The sequence below is a fragment of the Geomonas oryzisoli genome, from assembly GCF_018986915.1.
In the GTDB taxonomy this organism is placed as follows: Bacteria; Desulfobacterota; Desulfuromonadia; order Geobacterales; family Geobacteraceae; genus Geomonas; species Geomonas oryzisoli.
This window is the reverse complement of the sequence record NZ_CP076723.1, coordinates 3426410-3439676: the sequence shown is the minus strand read 5'-3', so window position 1 is coordinate 3439676 and position 13267 is coordinate 3426410. Positions and strand designations below refer to the sequence as shown.

The 13267-nt window shown below is 64.6% G+C and carries 17 protein-coding genes; 11 read left to right on the top strand and 6 right to left on the bottom strand.

What is annotated here, in order from left to right:
• Positions 1-2: 2 nt before the first annotated feature.
• On the bottom strand, positions 3-857 hold the full coding sequence (locus tag KP004_RS14970) for a TadA family conjugal transfer-associated ATPase (RefSeq protein WP_302467678.1): 855 nt from the start codon (positions 855-857) through the stop codon (positions 3-5).
• Between KP004_RS14970 and KP004_RS14965 the strand changes: the two genes are divergently transcribed.
• From KP004_RS14965 to KP004_RS14945, 5 genes are all read left to right on the top strand, one after another.
• The gene (locus KP004_RS14965; protein ID WP_302467677.1) at positions 817-1752 is read left to right on the top strand and encodes an asparagine synthase-related protein; all 936 of its coding nucleotides are present in this window, start codon (positions 817-819) and stop codon (positions 1750-1752) included. The genes KP004_RS14970 and KP004_RS14965 overlap by 41 nt on opposite strands.
• A 12-nt stretch (positions 1753-1764) precedes the next feature.
• Positions 1765-3309, top strand: a complete 1545-nt coding sequence (locus KP004_RS14960) for a class I adenylate-forming enzyme family protein (protein ID WP_216799296.1) — start codon at positions 1765-1767, stop codon at positions 3307-3309.
• Between the two features lie 80 nt (positions 3310-3389).
• Positions 3390-4379 carry an NAD(+) synthase gene (gene nadE, locus KP004_RS14955; RefSeq protein ID WP_216799295.1) on the top strand — a complete coding sequence of 330 codons (990 nt, stop codon included), beginning with the start codon at positions 3390-3392 and terminating at the stop codon, positions 4377-4379.
• Positions 4380-4403: 24 nt separating this feature from the next.
• Positions 4404-4676 (top strand): acyl carrier protein, encoded by a 273-nt coding sequence (locus KP004_RS14950; RefSeq protein WP_216799294.1) that lies wholly within the window; start codon positions 4404-4406, stop codon positions 4674-4676.
• A gap of 8 nt (positions 4677-4684) precedes the next feature.
• Positions 4685-5185: a DapH/DapD/GlmU-related protein gene (locus KP004_RS14945; protein ID WP_239026826.1), complete on the top strand. Its 501-nt coding sequence runs from the start codon at positions 4685-4687 to the stop codon at positions 5183-5185.
• On the opposite strand, the gene KP004_RS14940 is transcribed toward KP004_RS14945, so the two are convergent.
• From KP004_RS14940 to KP004_RS14930, 3 genes are read right to left on the bottom strand one after another with little or no spacing between them, the layout of a single operon-like run.
• Positions 5182-5982: a cytochrome c3 family protein gene (locus tag KP004_RS14940; RefSeq protein WP_216799293.1), complete on the bottom strand. Its 801-nt coding sequence runs from the start codon at positions 5980-5982 to the stop codon at positions 5182-5184. The genes KP004_RS14945 and KP004_RS14940 overlap by 4 nt on opposite strands.
• Positions 5979-7076 (bottom strand): cytochrome b, encoded by a 1098-nt coding sequence (locus tag KP004_RS14935; RefSeq protein ID WP_216799292.1) that lies wholly within the window; start codon positions 7074-7076, stop codon positions 5979-5981. Before KP004_RS14935 ends, KP004_RS14940 begins: the two co-directional genes overlap by 4 nt.
• Positions 7077-7097: 21 nt before the next feature.
• Positions 7098-7517 (bottom strand): QcrA and Rieske domain-containing protein, encoded by a 420-nt coding sequence (locus KP004_RS14930; RefSeq protein ID WP_216799291.1) that lies wholly within the window; start codon positions 7515-7517, stop codon positions 7098-7100.
• Between the two features lie 287 nt (positions 7518-7804).
• On the opposite strand from KP004_RS14930, the gene KP004_RS14925 reads away from it, so the two are divergent.
• A complete protein-coding gene (locus KP004_RS14925) occupies positions 7805-8137 on the top strand; it encodes an arsenosugar biosynthesis-associated peroxidase-like protein (RefSeq protein WP_136526164.1) in 333 nt (110 codons plus the stop codon).
• Positions 8138-8146: 9 nt separating this feature from the next.
• Positions 8147-9103, top strand: a complete 957-nt coding sequence (arsS, locus tag KP004_RS14920) for an arsenosugar biosynthesis radical SAM (seleno)protein ArsS (RefSeq protein WP_216799290.1) — start codon at positions 8147-8149, stop codon at positions 9101-9103.
• A 17-nt stretch (positions 9104-9120) separates the two neighbouring features.
• Here arsS and KP004_RS14915 read toward each other — a convergent pair whose 3' ends face one another.
• Positions 9121-9630 (bottom strand): hypothetical protein, encoded by a 510-nt coding sequence (locus KP004_RS14915; protein WP_216799289.1) that lies wholly within the window; start codon positions 9628-9630, stop codon positions 9121-9123.
• Positions 9627-10523 (bottom strand): SDR family oxidoreductase, encoded by an 897-nt coding sequence (locus tag KP004_RS14910; protein WP_216799288.1) that lies wholly within the window; start codon positions 10521-10523, stop codon positions 9627-9629. The genes KP004_RS14915 and KP004_RS14910 overlap by 4 nt, the downstream gene beginning before the upstream one ends.
• Positions 10524-10696: 173 nt before the next feature.
• Here KP004_RS14910 and KP004_RS14905 point away from each other — a divergent pair, with 173 nt between their 5' ends.
• The 4 genes from KP004_RS14905 (at position 10697) to KP004_RS14890 (ending at position 13151) form a co-directional block, all read left to right on the top strand.
• Positions 10697-10891 (top strand): ferredoxin, encoded by a 195-nt coding sequence (locus KP004_RS14905; protein WP_216799287.1) that lies wholly within the window; start codon positions 10697-10699, stop codon positions 10889-10891.
• A 1-nt stretch (position 10892) separates the two neighbouring features.
• Positions 10893-12002, top strand: coding sequence for a two-component system sensor histidine kinase NtrB (locus tag KP004_RS14900; protein WP_239026825.1), 1110 nt, complete (start codon positions 10893-10895; stop codon positions 12000-12002).
• Positions 12003-12196: 194 nt separating this feature from the next.
• A complete protein-coding gene (locus tag KP004_RS14895; protein ID WP_216799286.1) occupies positions 12197-12607 on the top strand; it encodes a heavy-metal-associated domain-containing protein in 411 nt (136 codons plus the stop codon).
• A 70-nt stretch (positions 12608-12677) separates the two neighbouring features.
• Entirely contained in the window at positions 12678-13151 is a 474-nt protein-coding gene (locus KP004_RS14890) for a DUF2318 domain-containing protein (RefSeq protein WP_216799285.1), read from the top strand.
• Positions 13152-13267: the final 116 nt, after the last annotated feature.

The following is a 13267-nucleotide window of genomic DNA, read 5'->3' as shown; positions in this document are numbered from 1 at the left end:
TCCTAGTCCCGGAACATCATCTCGGGAAGTTGGTGACCGTACAGTCTGAAGCGTTCGGCGAAAAGGGGCCTGACGCCGGTGGCCCGGAATTCCCCCACGACCCGCCCCTCCGGGTCGATCCCCCTTTGATGGAACACCATGACATCGTGCATCATGATGGTGCCTCCCTCCATGCCGGTGATCTCAGAGAGCTTGATCACCTTTCTGGTGCCGTCGGAGAACCTCACCAGCTGCACCACGACGTTCAGCGCCGATGCTATCTGCTCCTTCACCGCCCGTTCCGGAAGGTCCAGCCCGGACATGAGCACCATGGTTTCCAGCCGTGAAAGGGCGTCGCGGGTGGTGTTGGCGTGGACCGTGGAGAGGGAGCCGTCGTGGCCGGTGTTCATGGCCTGCAGCAGGTCCAGGGCTTCACCGCCGCGCACCTCGCCGATGATGATGCGGTCCGGCCTCATCCTGAGCGCATTGCGCAGCAGCTCGCGGGAGGTCACCTCGCCCCTTCCCTCCAGGTTGGGAGGGCGGGTCTCCAGGCGCACCACGTGTTCCTGTTTCAGGTGCAGTTCCGCCGAATCCTCTATGGAGACCAGGCGCTCATCGGTCGGGATGAAGGCGGAAAGGACGTTCAGGAGCGTGGTCTTTCCTGTGCCGGTTCCGCCGGAGATGAGGATGTTGAGCCTGGTCTGCACCGCCCCCTCCAGCAGCTCGGCCATCCGTTCATCCAGGGTCTCCAGCTGGATCAGATCCCGCATGGTCAGCGGGTCGCGGCCGAAACGCCGGATGGAAAGGACGGGGCCGTCCAGCGCGAGAGGAGGGATGATGGCGTTGACGCGCGAGCCGTCGGGAAGCCTCGCGTCCACGTACAAAGAGGCCAAAGTCAGGGATTACTGGGGGAGGCGTCCGGAGTCCATGCGGCGGCCGCGGCTTTTGGAACGGCTCTACCCCTACATCTTCAATAACCCCGCCCGAGGCCGTTCGTTTTTGCAGGAATTCTTCGCCGTTATGCCGGAGCAGCGTCAGGACCCCTTCTTCTCCCATGCTGTGCGCTGGGGGGGAGGGATCCGCAACCTCGCCTTCCTGTCTCCGGAATACCGCAGCTGCCTGTCAGGATACGACCCGCGGGAGGAACTGGCTCGCTGGCTGCCGGAGAGTTTCAACGGCCGGGACCTCTTCGCCCGTGCGCAGGTGCTGGAGATCGAACTCTTTCTGGCCGGCTTTCTCCTCTCCTCCCAGGGAGACAGGGTCGCCATGGCGCACTCGGTGGAGATGCGCCACCCCTTCCTGGACTACCGGGTCATCGACTTCGCCTTTCGGTTGCCGGCAAAGTGGAAGATGAGGGCGCTGCAGGAGAAGTATTTACTGCGCAGGGCCTGCCGTGATCTCCTCCCGCAGCGGATCGCCCGCAGGGGAAAACACCCCTATCGGGCGCCGGTGAGCGCGCTTTTTACAGCGGCCGCACCGGCCGATTATGTGGAGGACCTGTTGTCCGTGGAAAGCCTGAGGGCGAGCGGGTACTTCGATGCGGGCAAGGTGGTGCGTCTGTACCAAAGGGTGCTTAAGGCCCCTCCGGGAACGGTCGGGGAGTTCGCCAACATGGCCCTGATGGGGGTTATCTCCACCGAGATCCTGCACCGGCAGTTCCTGGCGTCCGCCTCCTACAAGGCGGGGGTGATGCTGAGCCCGGACCTGGTGCGCTATGGTGGCGAGAGGAAGATAGAGGGGCGCGAGTGGCAGTACAGCACCGACCGCCCCTGACCTGGAGATGCCATGGAACTGCAGGGTGTTCATACTTTATTGGAAACAAGTGCCGCCGCACGACCGGACAAGGTCGCCGTCGTCCATGACGGCGAGCGGGTGAGCTACCGGCTGCTCAACAGCTCGGCGAACCGTCTGGCCGGGTTTTTGGTGCAGCGGGGAGTACGGTCGGGAGACCGGGTCGTGATCCTTATGGGAAACGGCGTGAAGTACGTCGCCAGTTACTATGGCGTGCTGAAGGCGGGAGCGGTTGCGGTGCCGCTGAACGTGGAGACCGGGCAGGAGACGCTGCGCCGCCTGCTCGATGAACTGCAGCCGACGGGAATCATTCTGGAGCAGGGGGTGGGGTATCTGTTGCAACAACTCCCCCTGGCACCCCCTTCGGTCAGCTTCGTGCTCGCCGCCGACGCCTCGTTTCCCGTGTCTGAACCGCGCCTGGTATGGGGGTGGGACGAGGCGGTCAGGGGGGAGGAGCTCCCCGAAGGGAGCCGCGCCGTCCCTGCCGAGGCTCTGTCCAGCATCGTCTACACCTCGGGTTCCACCGGCCAGCCCAAAGGGGTGATGCTTTCCCACGGCAACATCGTGAGTAACACCCGCTCCATCGTTCAATACCTGCACCTCACCGAGAACGACATCCAGATGGTGGTGCTCCCGTTCTTCTACGTCATGGGGAAGTCGCTGCTCAACACCCACATCGCGGTGGGAGGGACGGTGGTGATCAACAACAACTTCGCTTACACCGCCTCGGTGATCAGGCAGATGGCGGAAGAGGGGGTGACCGGCTTTTCCGGCGTTCCCTCCACCTACGCGTACCTGCTGCACCGCTCACCGCTGGCGTCCTTCCGGGACCGGCTCCCAAGCCTGCGCTACTGCACGCAAGCCGGCGGGCATATGGCGCGCGAGATTAAGGAGAGGCTGCTGCAGGTGCTTCCCCCGCACACGAGACTTTTCATCATGTACGGCGCTACCGAGGCCGCGGCGCGGCTGACATACGTGGAGCCGGAAAGGCTTCCGGAAAAACTTGGTTCCATCGGAAGGGCGATCCCGGGCGTGACGGTACGGGTGCTCGACCCGCAGGGGGGGGAGCTTGACGAGGGGGAATGCGGCGAACTGGTAGCCTCAGGACCCAACATCATGCTCGGCTACTGGAACGACCCCGAGGCGACCGCCCGGGTGCTGGACTGTAACGGCTACCACACCGGCGACCTCGGTTACCGCGACGCCGACGGCTATCTCTACGTGACCGGAAGGAAGGATCACCTGCTCAAGGTGGGGGGACACCGGATCGACCCGCAGGAGGTGGAGGAGGTGCTCATGTCCTGCGGCTTCCTGCTGGAGGTGGTCGTACTCGGCCTGGACGACCCGCTGTTGGGGAAGAAACTGGTGGCACTGGCGGTCCCGCTGGGTGGCACCCCCAGCGACCGGGGCCTACTCTCCTTTTGCCATGCCCGCCTTCCCAGGCACAAAGTCCCCGGAGAGATCAGGCTGGTCGCGGCGCTGCCGAAGTATCCAAGCGGCAAGATCGACCGCGCCTCCTGCCTGAGCCTGTGTGCCTGAGGTCGGCTGCCGAGGTCAAGCCTAGAGCATGAATCCATACTGCACGCCCCGTAGCGTGGGGGCGTGAAAGAAGGTGCGCGATGACAACCATGACAGGATTTTCCCCGGAGGTGCTCAGCCTCGACCCGCAGCGTGAAACCGACCGGATCTGTACCAGGATCAGGGAGCTGATGCGTAACCAGGTGAAGAGGGGAGGGGTGGTGGTAGCGCTCTCCGGCGGGATCGACAGCAGCGTGACGGCGGCGCTGTCCGTGCGGGCGCTGGGGCGGGAGCGGGTGATCGGCCTGGAAATGCCCGAGCGGCATTCGGCGCGGGAAACCCTGGCCCTGAGCGGCAAGATCGCCACCACGCTCGGCATCCCGACCGTGGTGGAGGACATCTCCGGGATCCTGCAGTCCGTCGGTTTCTATCACAAGTACGACAGAGCGGTGAGGAGCGTCGTCCCGGAGTACGGCGACGGCTGGGCCTCCAAGATCGTCATCTCCGGGGTTACGGACCAGCCCCGCTTCACCTCCTTTTACCTGGTCACCCAAGACCCCCAGAAGGTAGAATCTACGGTGCGTCTTCCCCTGCAGCCCTACCTGGAGATCGTGGCGGCCACGAACTTCAAACAGCGCATCCGGAAGATGCTGGAGTACTATCACGCCGACCGGCTAAATTATGCCGTCGCCGGGACCCCCAACCGCCTGGAGTACGACCAGGGCTTCTTCGTCAAACTCGGCGACGGCGCGGCCGACATCAAGCCGATCGCCCATCTGTACAAGTCCCAGGTGTACCAGCTCGCCGAGTTCCTGGGGATCCCGGAAGAAATCCGCAGCCGGAAGCCGACGACCGACACCTACTCACTGGCACAGGGGCAGGACGAGTTCTACTTCTCGCTTCCCTACCAGATGATGGACCTCTGTCTCTACGCCCGAAACCACGACATCCCGGCGGAAAACGCAGCCCCTGTGCTGGGGCTCGAACCCCAACAGGTGCGCATGGTGTTCCGGGACATCGACACGAAGCGAAAGACGACCCGCTACCTGCACCTCCCGCCGCTTCTGGTGGAAGAGGTGGAGTGGGAGTGACAGCTTACGCAAAGGAGGCGACAGATGAACCTAAAGGATGAGATCAGAAACTTCGTGGTTGAGAATTTCCTCTTCGGTGATGCCGGCGGGCTAACCGACGACAGCTCCTTCATCAGGGAAGGAATCGTTGATTCCACCGGTATCCTGCAACTGGTGGCCTACCTCCAGGAGCGTTACCAGGTGGCGGTGGCGGACGAGGAACTGATCCCTGAAAATCTCGACTCGGTGCGGCGGGTGGCGGCGTTCGTGGAAGGAAAGCGGCAGGGTAATGCGGCCGGCGTCGCAAACGCCGGCTAGGGGGGACGATGCGAGGCACGATGCGCGGCAGGATCATCCAGAGGGTTCTGGGGAAGCTCGCCATGTTCGCCCCTGGCGGATACACGCTACGTCCCTGGCTGCACAAGGTGCGCGGCGTCCGGATGGGGAAAAAGGTCTGGATCAGCCAGCTGGTGTACCTAGACGACCAGCACCCGGAAAAGATCGAGATCGGCGACAACGTCACCATCGGGCTGCGCTGTACTGTCTTCGCCCACTTCTACCTGGGCAACCATTCTCCCGAAGATGCCCGGACCGGGGTGGTGATCGGCAACGACGTCTTTATCGGCCCAAATTGTACTATCCTTGAAGGGGTCGCCATCGGCGAGGGGTCCGTCGTGGTGGCGGGGAGCGTGGTCACCAGGAACGTCCCCCCCGGTGTCCTCTACGGCCCCCCGGCGGCGGAACCCCTGGCACGGATCACCCATCCGCTCACCGAGAACGGTCAGATCCAGTACCAGAAGTTCCTTTTCGGCCTCAAAAAACTCTAGTCGTAACTTTTCTTCATCAGGTGAAACAGGACCGCGAGCAGGACCATGAAGCCGACCGCGATCCCCCCCGCAACCCGCCTTTTCTCATGCGACCGCTCGATCTCCTTGAGGGCCGCATCCAGTTTTCCCAACTCCTTGTTGATGGCGGCAGACTCCCCCTTCACCCGGGCCACGTCCACGTCGTGGAACAGGGTGTGGAAGCGGTTTCTCACCGAGAACAGCGACTTGGCCATCTTCTCGGTATCCACGCCGCTCACCTGGAAGTCGGCGATCCTGCGCGAGATGTTGTCGATATACCCTTCGGTCTGCTGCATGGCGTCCCGGATCGCCCTGGCCCGGTCGAAGCTGTGGCAGCGGGTGCAGCTCTTCTCGTTGATGAGGGCGAGCGACGCCTTCACCACCTGGTGGTTGCTGTGGCAGGTGACGCAGGTGGGGCCGCCGGCACCGAGGGCCCTGCCGTGCGCGCTGGAGAGGTAATCCTTGTAGACGCCGGGATGACAGCGCCCGCAGAACGCGGGGATGTCCTTCTCCTTGGGTGCTCCCAGAAACCCGCGTTGCGGGGTCATGGCGTTGGCCGCGTCTTTTGGGTCGCCGCCATGGCAGCCGTTGCAGGAAATGCCGTTGTCGGCGTGGATGCTGCCGCGCCAGAGGTTGACCGGCGCTCCCAACCGGTCGGGCAGGGTGCCGTGGCACTGGATGCAGACCGTCTCCGGCTGCTCCACCGGTGCGGCCAGGGCCGGCTTCAGGAAGGCGAACGAGGCAAGGACCAGTATGGCCAGGGTGTTTTTGCGGATCATGACAGGTGCCCCCATACGCTAAGGGCGATCCAGAGCAGGATGCCCGCTATCACCAGGGTCAGGAATACGGGGCGCTTCAGCGGATGCCGCTCCGGAGAGCGGTCGATGAAGGGGAGCAGCGCCAGGAAGGTCATCGCCGCCGCCTGCACCGAGAGCCCCAGCAACTCGCTCGGGAAGATCTTCAGGGTCTGGTAGTTGGCCAGAAAGTACCACTCCGGCTTGATGTGGGCCGGCGTCTTGAACGGGTCGGCCGGCACGAAAGCGTCCGGGGTGAAGGGCATGCCGGGCCAGAAGAAGACCACCGCCAGAAACACCGCGAAGTAGATCGAGATCGAGGTCAGGTCCTGCAGCACGTAATTGGGGAAGAACGGTATGCCGCCTGGGTGCCCCTGGTAGTGGTACTGTTGCGCCTCGAACGGGTTTGCCGTTCCCTCCCTGCCGAAGGGAGGCGCCGAGATGCCGGTCCGCTTGAGCAGGAACAGGTGGGCACCGATGACGGCGGCGATCACCACGGGGAGAACCGCCGCGTGCAGGGCGAAGAAGCGTCCCAGGGTGGGCGGCCCGACCAGCTTGCCGCCGCGCAGGAACTCCACCAGGTACGGGCCGACTACCGGGACCGCGCTGGCGCTGTTGGTGGCGACCGTGGTGGCCCAGAAGGAGAGCTGGCTCCAGGGTGCCAGGTAGCCGGTGAGCGAGATCCCCTGCACCAGCGCGAGCAGCGTGAAGCCGGTGACCCAGTTCAGCTCGCGCGGCGCCTTGTAGCTCCCCATGAGCAGGGTGGAGAGCATGTGCAGGATGAGCACCGCCACCATCATGTTCGAGCCCACCGCGTGGCACAGCCGGATCAGCCAGCCGTAGGGGACCTCGTTCATGATGAAGGTGACGCTCTTGAAGGCCTTGTCGGCGTCTGGGACGTAGTAGATCATGAGCAGCATCCCGGTGATCACCTGCAGGGCGAAGATCACCAGGAGCACGCTTCCTAGTGAATACCATTCGTTGATGTTGCGCGGCAGCAGGTAGCCGGTCAGCTCCTTCTCCACGATCTCGCCGACCCCGATGCGCAGGTCGAGCCAGCGGTACAGCCTCTTTAGCATGGGCGTTTGCCTCCCTGGGGGTTAGCCGATGGTGATGTTCCCTTCGGTGACGGTGAGGGGGATCTTGGCGAGCGGACGGGGCGGGGGGCCTCCCAGCACCGTGCCGTCGGTGGAGAACTGGCCGCCGTGACAGGGGCAGAGAAACTGCTGCTTCTCCTTGACCCACTGCACGATGCAGCCAAGGTGGGTGCAGACCGCGGAGAGGGCGACCAACTCACCGCTCTTGGTCTTGATCAGTACGGCCGAGGAACCGGCGAATTCGAAAAACTTGGCGTCCCCTTCTTTGAGCTCCCCTACCGGGATCACCAGCTTGGCGGCGCCCCCCTGGCCGGACTTGGGCGCCAGGTAACGGAAAACCGGATATCCCGCGGCGACCGCAGCGGCGGCCGTGGCCCCGGCGACGCAGACTCCGAGAAACTTCCTCCTCCCCTCGTTCTCCATGCTTCCTCCCTGCTGTTGTCTGTCGATTCGGCACAAGTATAATGACAGCTTGCACCATTTCAAGCGACTTTTTCATGAAGCTGAGGTGATGACAGCGTTCACCGATCCGGCAGCGGCGCGGTCGCCGGTGCGGCACGGGGTGGCGGCGTCCCCGTCTCCTCTTTTACTAATGAACGTGACGGCGCTTTCCCTCTTTACCCCCAGTGGGCTTTCCGGTATGCTGGCGCCCGCGCCGCGTGAGTACCGCCGGCGTCGCCGCCGGAGACACCTGCGGCAAAGGAGAACAGATGGAAACCTACTACGATCCCAAGGATCTGGGGAGCTTCGCCGAGATCGGCAAGGACGCGCCGGAACTGGCGGGGAAATTCTTCGACTACTACAACGAGGTATTCGCCGAAGGGGAGCTGACCGAACGGGAAAAGGCGCTCATCGCCCTTGCCGTCGCCCACACCGTGCAATGCCCCTACTGCATCGACGCCTACACCAGGGCCTGCCTGGAGAAGGGGTCGCACCTGGGCGAGATGACCGAAGCGTTGCACGTGGTGACGGCGATTCGCGGTGGCGCCTCTTTGGTGCACGGTGTGCAGATGCGCAAGATAGCCGAGAAACTCTCGCTTTAGGAGACGGGGATGGACGTGGCAACGGGGAGGCAGGGGGAGAGTTTCGGGGAGCGTCTTGCGCGCCATGACCTGTCGCTCACCCGGGAGCGGACCACGGCGCTGCAGGTGAACGTCGGCCTCGCCTGCGACCTCGCCTGCGGCCACTGCCACCTGGAGGCGGGCCCGGCACGCAGCGAAATGATGTCGCGCTCGGTCATGGGGGAGGTTATTGCCTGTGCCCGCCGCTTCAGGTTCGACAGCATCGATGTGACCGGAGGCGCTCCGGAGCTGGTCCCGGAACTCCCCTTCCTGGTACGGGGGCTGGCATCGGAGACCCCGAGGCTCATCCTGCGCAGCAACTTGGTGTCGCTGGAGGGAGAGCGGGGTGAAGCGCTCTTGCGGCTGTACCGTGAGCTGAAGGTGGTGCTGGTCGCCTCGCTGCCGGCCGGGAACCAGGCCCAGACCGAGGCCCAGCGCGGCGCGGGGGTGTGGCAAAGGAGCATCCGGGCACTGCAGAGGCTTAACGAGCTGGGGTACGGCCTGCCGGGGAGCCCCCTGGAACTGGACCTGGTCAGCAACCCCTCCGGGGCCTTCCTGCCGCCGCCGCAGCTCCAGGCCCAGGAGAAGTTCCGGCGCGACCTGGCCCGCAAACACGGCGTCAGTTTCCACAACCTCTACACCTTCGCCAACGTCCCGCTGGGGCGGTTCCGCAGTTTCCTGGAGCGATCGGGCAACCTGGAGGGCTACCTGGAGCAGCTCCGCGCGGGCTTCAACCCCTGTGCCGTGGCCGGTCTGATGTGCCGCGGCCAGCTGTCCGTGGACTGGTGCGGGCGGCTCTACGACTGCGATTTCCATCTGGCCCAGGGCATCTTCCTCGGCGGAGAGCAACGCCTCGTCTCCGCCCTCACCGAACTCCCCCCCCCGGGAACCGCCATTGCCGCCGCCGATCACTGCTATGCCTGCACGGTCGGTTCCGGATTCACCTGAGGCGGCAGCATCGTGGCCTAGTTGGGCCGCTTCACTGCCGGGGGCGCCGGTTCGACGCCCGGGCGGAACACCCGTCCCCGGTAGCTCCCCTTTAGCTCCCAGAAACTACGGAATTCCCGGTTGCGCAGGGTGCGTATCTTGACGAGCGTGTGCCGGGAGAGCTCGGGGGGGAGCTTGCCGCGCGGCACCCGGGTCCATGGCCCGCGCCAGGAACGGGAACGGTACCATCCCCCGTCGCTCACCTTGAAATAGGTCCCGGCAAGGTAAAAGAGATCCTCGTTGCTCGCAGCCGCCACGCCGAACCCCAGCTCGGCCGGGAACAGGAACAAGGGGGGACGCTTCGCCGCGGACGGCTCCGGCCGGACCGGCTCCTCCCCCGGCGGCGCGGGAGCCGGCGGCGGGCCCTGCTCCAGTTGTCGGTAATAGTCATCGTAGAACTGGTAGGGGTAGTAGGTCTCGTCGGCGTGCAAGTCGGCGGTCAATCCCTGAAGCGCCAGGAGCAAGGTCAGCGTGCGCAGGTTTATCATGGCAGTCTCCTTTGCCGCGCCTGGTCCCCGAGTCCGGTAAGGTCCAGGCTTATCTGCCAAAGACGCTCGGCCGCGGCCCGGTCGTAGGAAGCGGGGGAGGATGAGGTATCCTTCCCCGCCGCGTAGTAGCCGCCGCTTCGCCCCCCAACCTCGCCGGCGCAGGCGAGATAGAGCACGGTGCGGGCCCCCCGGCGCGGTCCGACCAGGTTGCCGCTTTTCAGGGAGCCGACCAGATGGGAGAGCCAGCTCCCCGCGCCGTTGTTCAGCGCAAAGCGGCTCAGCACGTTTCCGGGTGCCGCCGCGTTGGCCGTGACCCCGCTTCCCTCCAGGCGGCGGGCCAGCTCGTAGGTGAAGAGCAGGTTCGCCAGCTTGGACTGGGCATAGGCCCTCCTGCCGTCGTACTCCCGCTCGAGGTTCAGGTCCTCGAAGTCGATGCCGGAACAGCCGCGATGGGCGCCGGAGGCGACGTTGACTACCCTGGCCCGCTCCCCCTGATGCAGCCGCTCCCAAAGGAGCAGGGTCAACAGGAAGTACCCCAGGTGGTTGAGGGCGAAGGTCATCTCCACCCCTTCGGGCGTGGTGAGGCGTCGGGCGAATCTCCCCCCGGCGTTGTTAACCAGCAGGTCCAGGCGCGGGTAGACCGCGCGGAAACGGCGCGCGAGTGCGCGGATCTCCTCCTGGCTGGAGAGATCGGCCCGCCAGAACTCGACCTGGTAATTGCCGCTTCCCCGCTTGATCGCTTCCGCGCTCTTTTCGCAGCGCACCGGGTCGCGACCCACCCCGATCAGCGTCGCCCCCTCCCGGGCCAGGGCGAGCGCCGTGGCTCTACCGATTCCGGAACTGGCTCCGGTCACCAGGCAGATCTTGCCGCTCATGTCCGGCCATGCGCGCATGTCGCCCCCTTGTCTTGAACTTTAAAATAATCTAACGATTTTCCGGTGGCCGGTGCGATTGTCAAGGTTGCCATCTGCCATTTTTCATTGGGAAGTTGGCCGGCATCTGCGCTATAGTGGCCAGTGGTCCGGCATCCCGCCGGGCCGACCTCGCGAAGAAGAAGGGGGAGTCGGTGGCAAGAAGACCATGGGTGGACAAGGAACAATGCATCAGCTGCGGCATCTGCATCGCCAACTGCCCGCAGGTGTTCCGCTTCGACGCGCACGGCAAGTCGGAGTGTTACGACCCTGCCGGCGCCGCGGAGCACGTGATCCAGACGCAGGCCGTAGAGCTCTGCCCGGTGTCGTGCATCGGGTGGGAGGAGTAAGGTGACAGCGGGCAGCAGGCCTGCGGGCCTTATCAAAGGGGGCGCACTCTTCGCCTGCGTCGTGGCGATCAGCCTGCTGCACTACCTGACGCCGCTCAGGCTCGGGATGTTGCACGACATCTTCCAGCGCCTGTATTACATCCCCATCATACTTGCCGCCTACTGGTTCGGGTTCCGCGGCGGCATCGGCTGCGCCATCCTGGTCACCCTGGCCTACGCCCCGCACATCCTGTTCCAGTGGGGCGGGCACATCGCCATGGAGATGGAGAAGTACCTGGAGGTGATCCTCTACAACGTCGTGGGGGGGATCACCGGTTTCCTGTCACAGCAGGAGCGTTGCCGGCGCGAGGAGCTGGAACGGACCGCGCAGGGACTCGAGGATTCCTACCGGCAGCTCAAGACCCAGTCGGAACTGATCATCAGGATAGAAGAACAGCTAAGGCGCGCCGAGCGTCTGTCGGCCCTGGGGGAGCTCTCCGCCATCCTTGCCCACGAGATTAGGAACCCGCTCGCCTCGATCCGCGGCACGGCGGAGATCCTAATGGAGGAGGCTCCGCCCGCAGCGCAGCGCGGCGAGTTTCTGGAGATCCTGGTCAAGGAGTCGGACCGGCTGAACCGGGTAGTGGAGGACTTCCTGCGCATGGCGCGCCCCGAGCCCGCGGACAAGAGGGAGTGCGACGTCAACGAGGAGCTGCGCAACATGGTGACGCTGCTGACCGCCCAGGCGCGCGGCTGCGGGGTGAGCCTCGATCTCCGCTGCGGCACGCTGCCGCGGCTGGTGGCGGACCCGGAGAAGCTGCGCCAGGCCTTCCTGAACATCATGCTGAACGGCATCCAGGCCTCGCCCGAGGGGGGGACGGTCCGGGTAACGACCTCCTTCGACCAGGAGGGTGACCGGGTCGAGATCCGGTTCACCGACCAGGGGCCCGGGATCGCCCCCGAAGCCATCTCCCAGATCTTCGAGCCCTTTTTCACCACCAAGGGAAGCGGCACCGGACTTGGGCTTCCGATCACCAAAAAGATCGTGGAGGGACACGGCGGCAGCGTCGAGGTGACGAGCGAGCCGGGTAGGGGGGCGACCTTCAAGGTGCTGCTCCCCGCTGTGGGATGAAATTGTGGAAAATCCTACTGTGCCTGCAGGATATTCCACAGGGGGCTTCCGCCCCGGGTGTTCCCCTCTCCACCGGGCACAATGATCTCTGATGGTTAGCTCCGCACGGGACCGTGGCATGCTCCTTGTAATAAGGGTGAGCATCCGGGCAGCCCCGGCGCATCCAGCGCCTGCCGCGCCCGTCGGAGCCGCCCATGAGAAACAAGATCCTCAACAGTGCACTGGTTTTGGTCGTCGTCACCGTCCTGGCCGTTTTCGCCTTTTACGTGCGGGTGGGGGCCACCGCCGACCAGGTGGTGGTGCTGCGCACGGCGGGCATGACCTGCGGCAGCTGCGTCAAGAAGATCACAGAGACCCTGCAGTCCCAAAACGGGGTGGCGGCGGCGGAGGTGGACCTGGAGTCGGGTCTGGTCGTGGCCGGTTACGACTCGAAGCAGACCGCGCCCGAGAAACTCGCCCAGGCCGTCCGGAAATGCGGCTTCCAATCCCAGGTGGCCCAGGTGATCACGCCGCAGCAGTTCCGCAGCGTGGTAGGGCGTGACGTCGGCGGTAAGGCCGCCGTCGGAGGATGCTGCGGTTCGCGCGGCTGCGGCGGCGCTCAGTAAATATTCTTCGTCACGTTCGCGTGGCGCGATCAGCCACGGCCTGCCCGGCAGGCCCGAAAAGGAGCAACACATGGTTCAGTCGAGCAAAAAAGGATTCAAGACCCTCCTCCTTATCGCCATCGCCCTGGTGGCCATGGCGAGCGTTGCCTTCGCCTTCAGCCTCCCCGGGATGGGGAAATACGAGAAGGTGAAGCCGGCGGCCGGCAGCGTCACCATTCCCGTCGCCAAGGTCAGCGACGGCAAGGCGCACTTCTACAAGTTCGAGGATGCCGGAAAAGAGATCAACTTCTTCATCGTGAAGGGGAGCGACGGCCAGCTTCACGTCGCCTTCGACGCCTGCGACGTCTGCTACCACGAGAAGAAGGGATACGAGCAGCAGGGCGACAAGATGAACTGCCTCAACTGCAACCAGAAGTTCGCCATCAACCGCATCGGTGCGGCTTCCGGCGGCGGCTGCAACCCCTCCCATCTTCCCGCCAAGGTCGACGGCGGCAAGGTGACCATCTCGGTCAACGAACTCAAGGCGGGAGCCCGCTTCTTCTAGCCAGGCGCAAGGGCGCCGGGAACCGAACCACACCGAAAACGCCGGGAACGCGCACAAGCCGCGCGACCCGGCGTTTTTTTAAGCCGTCGACCTGCGCCGGTTTTGCTGGTTGACAC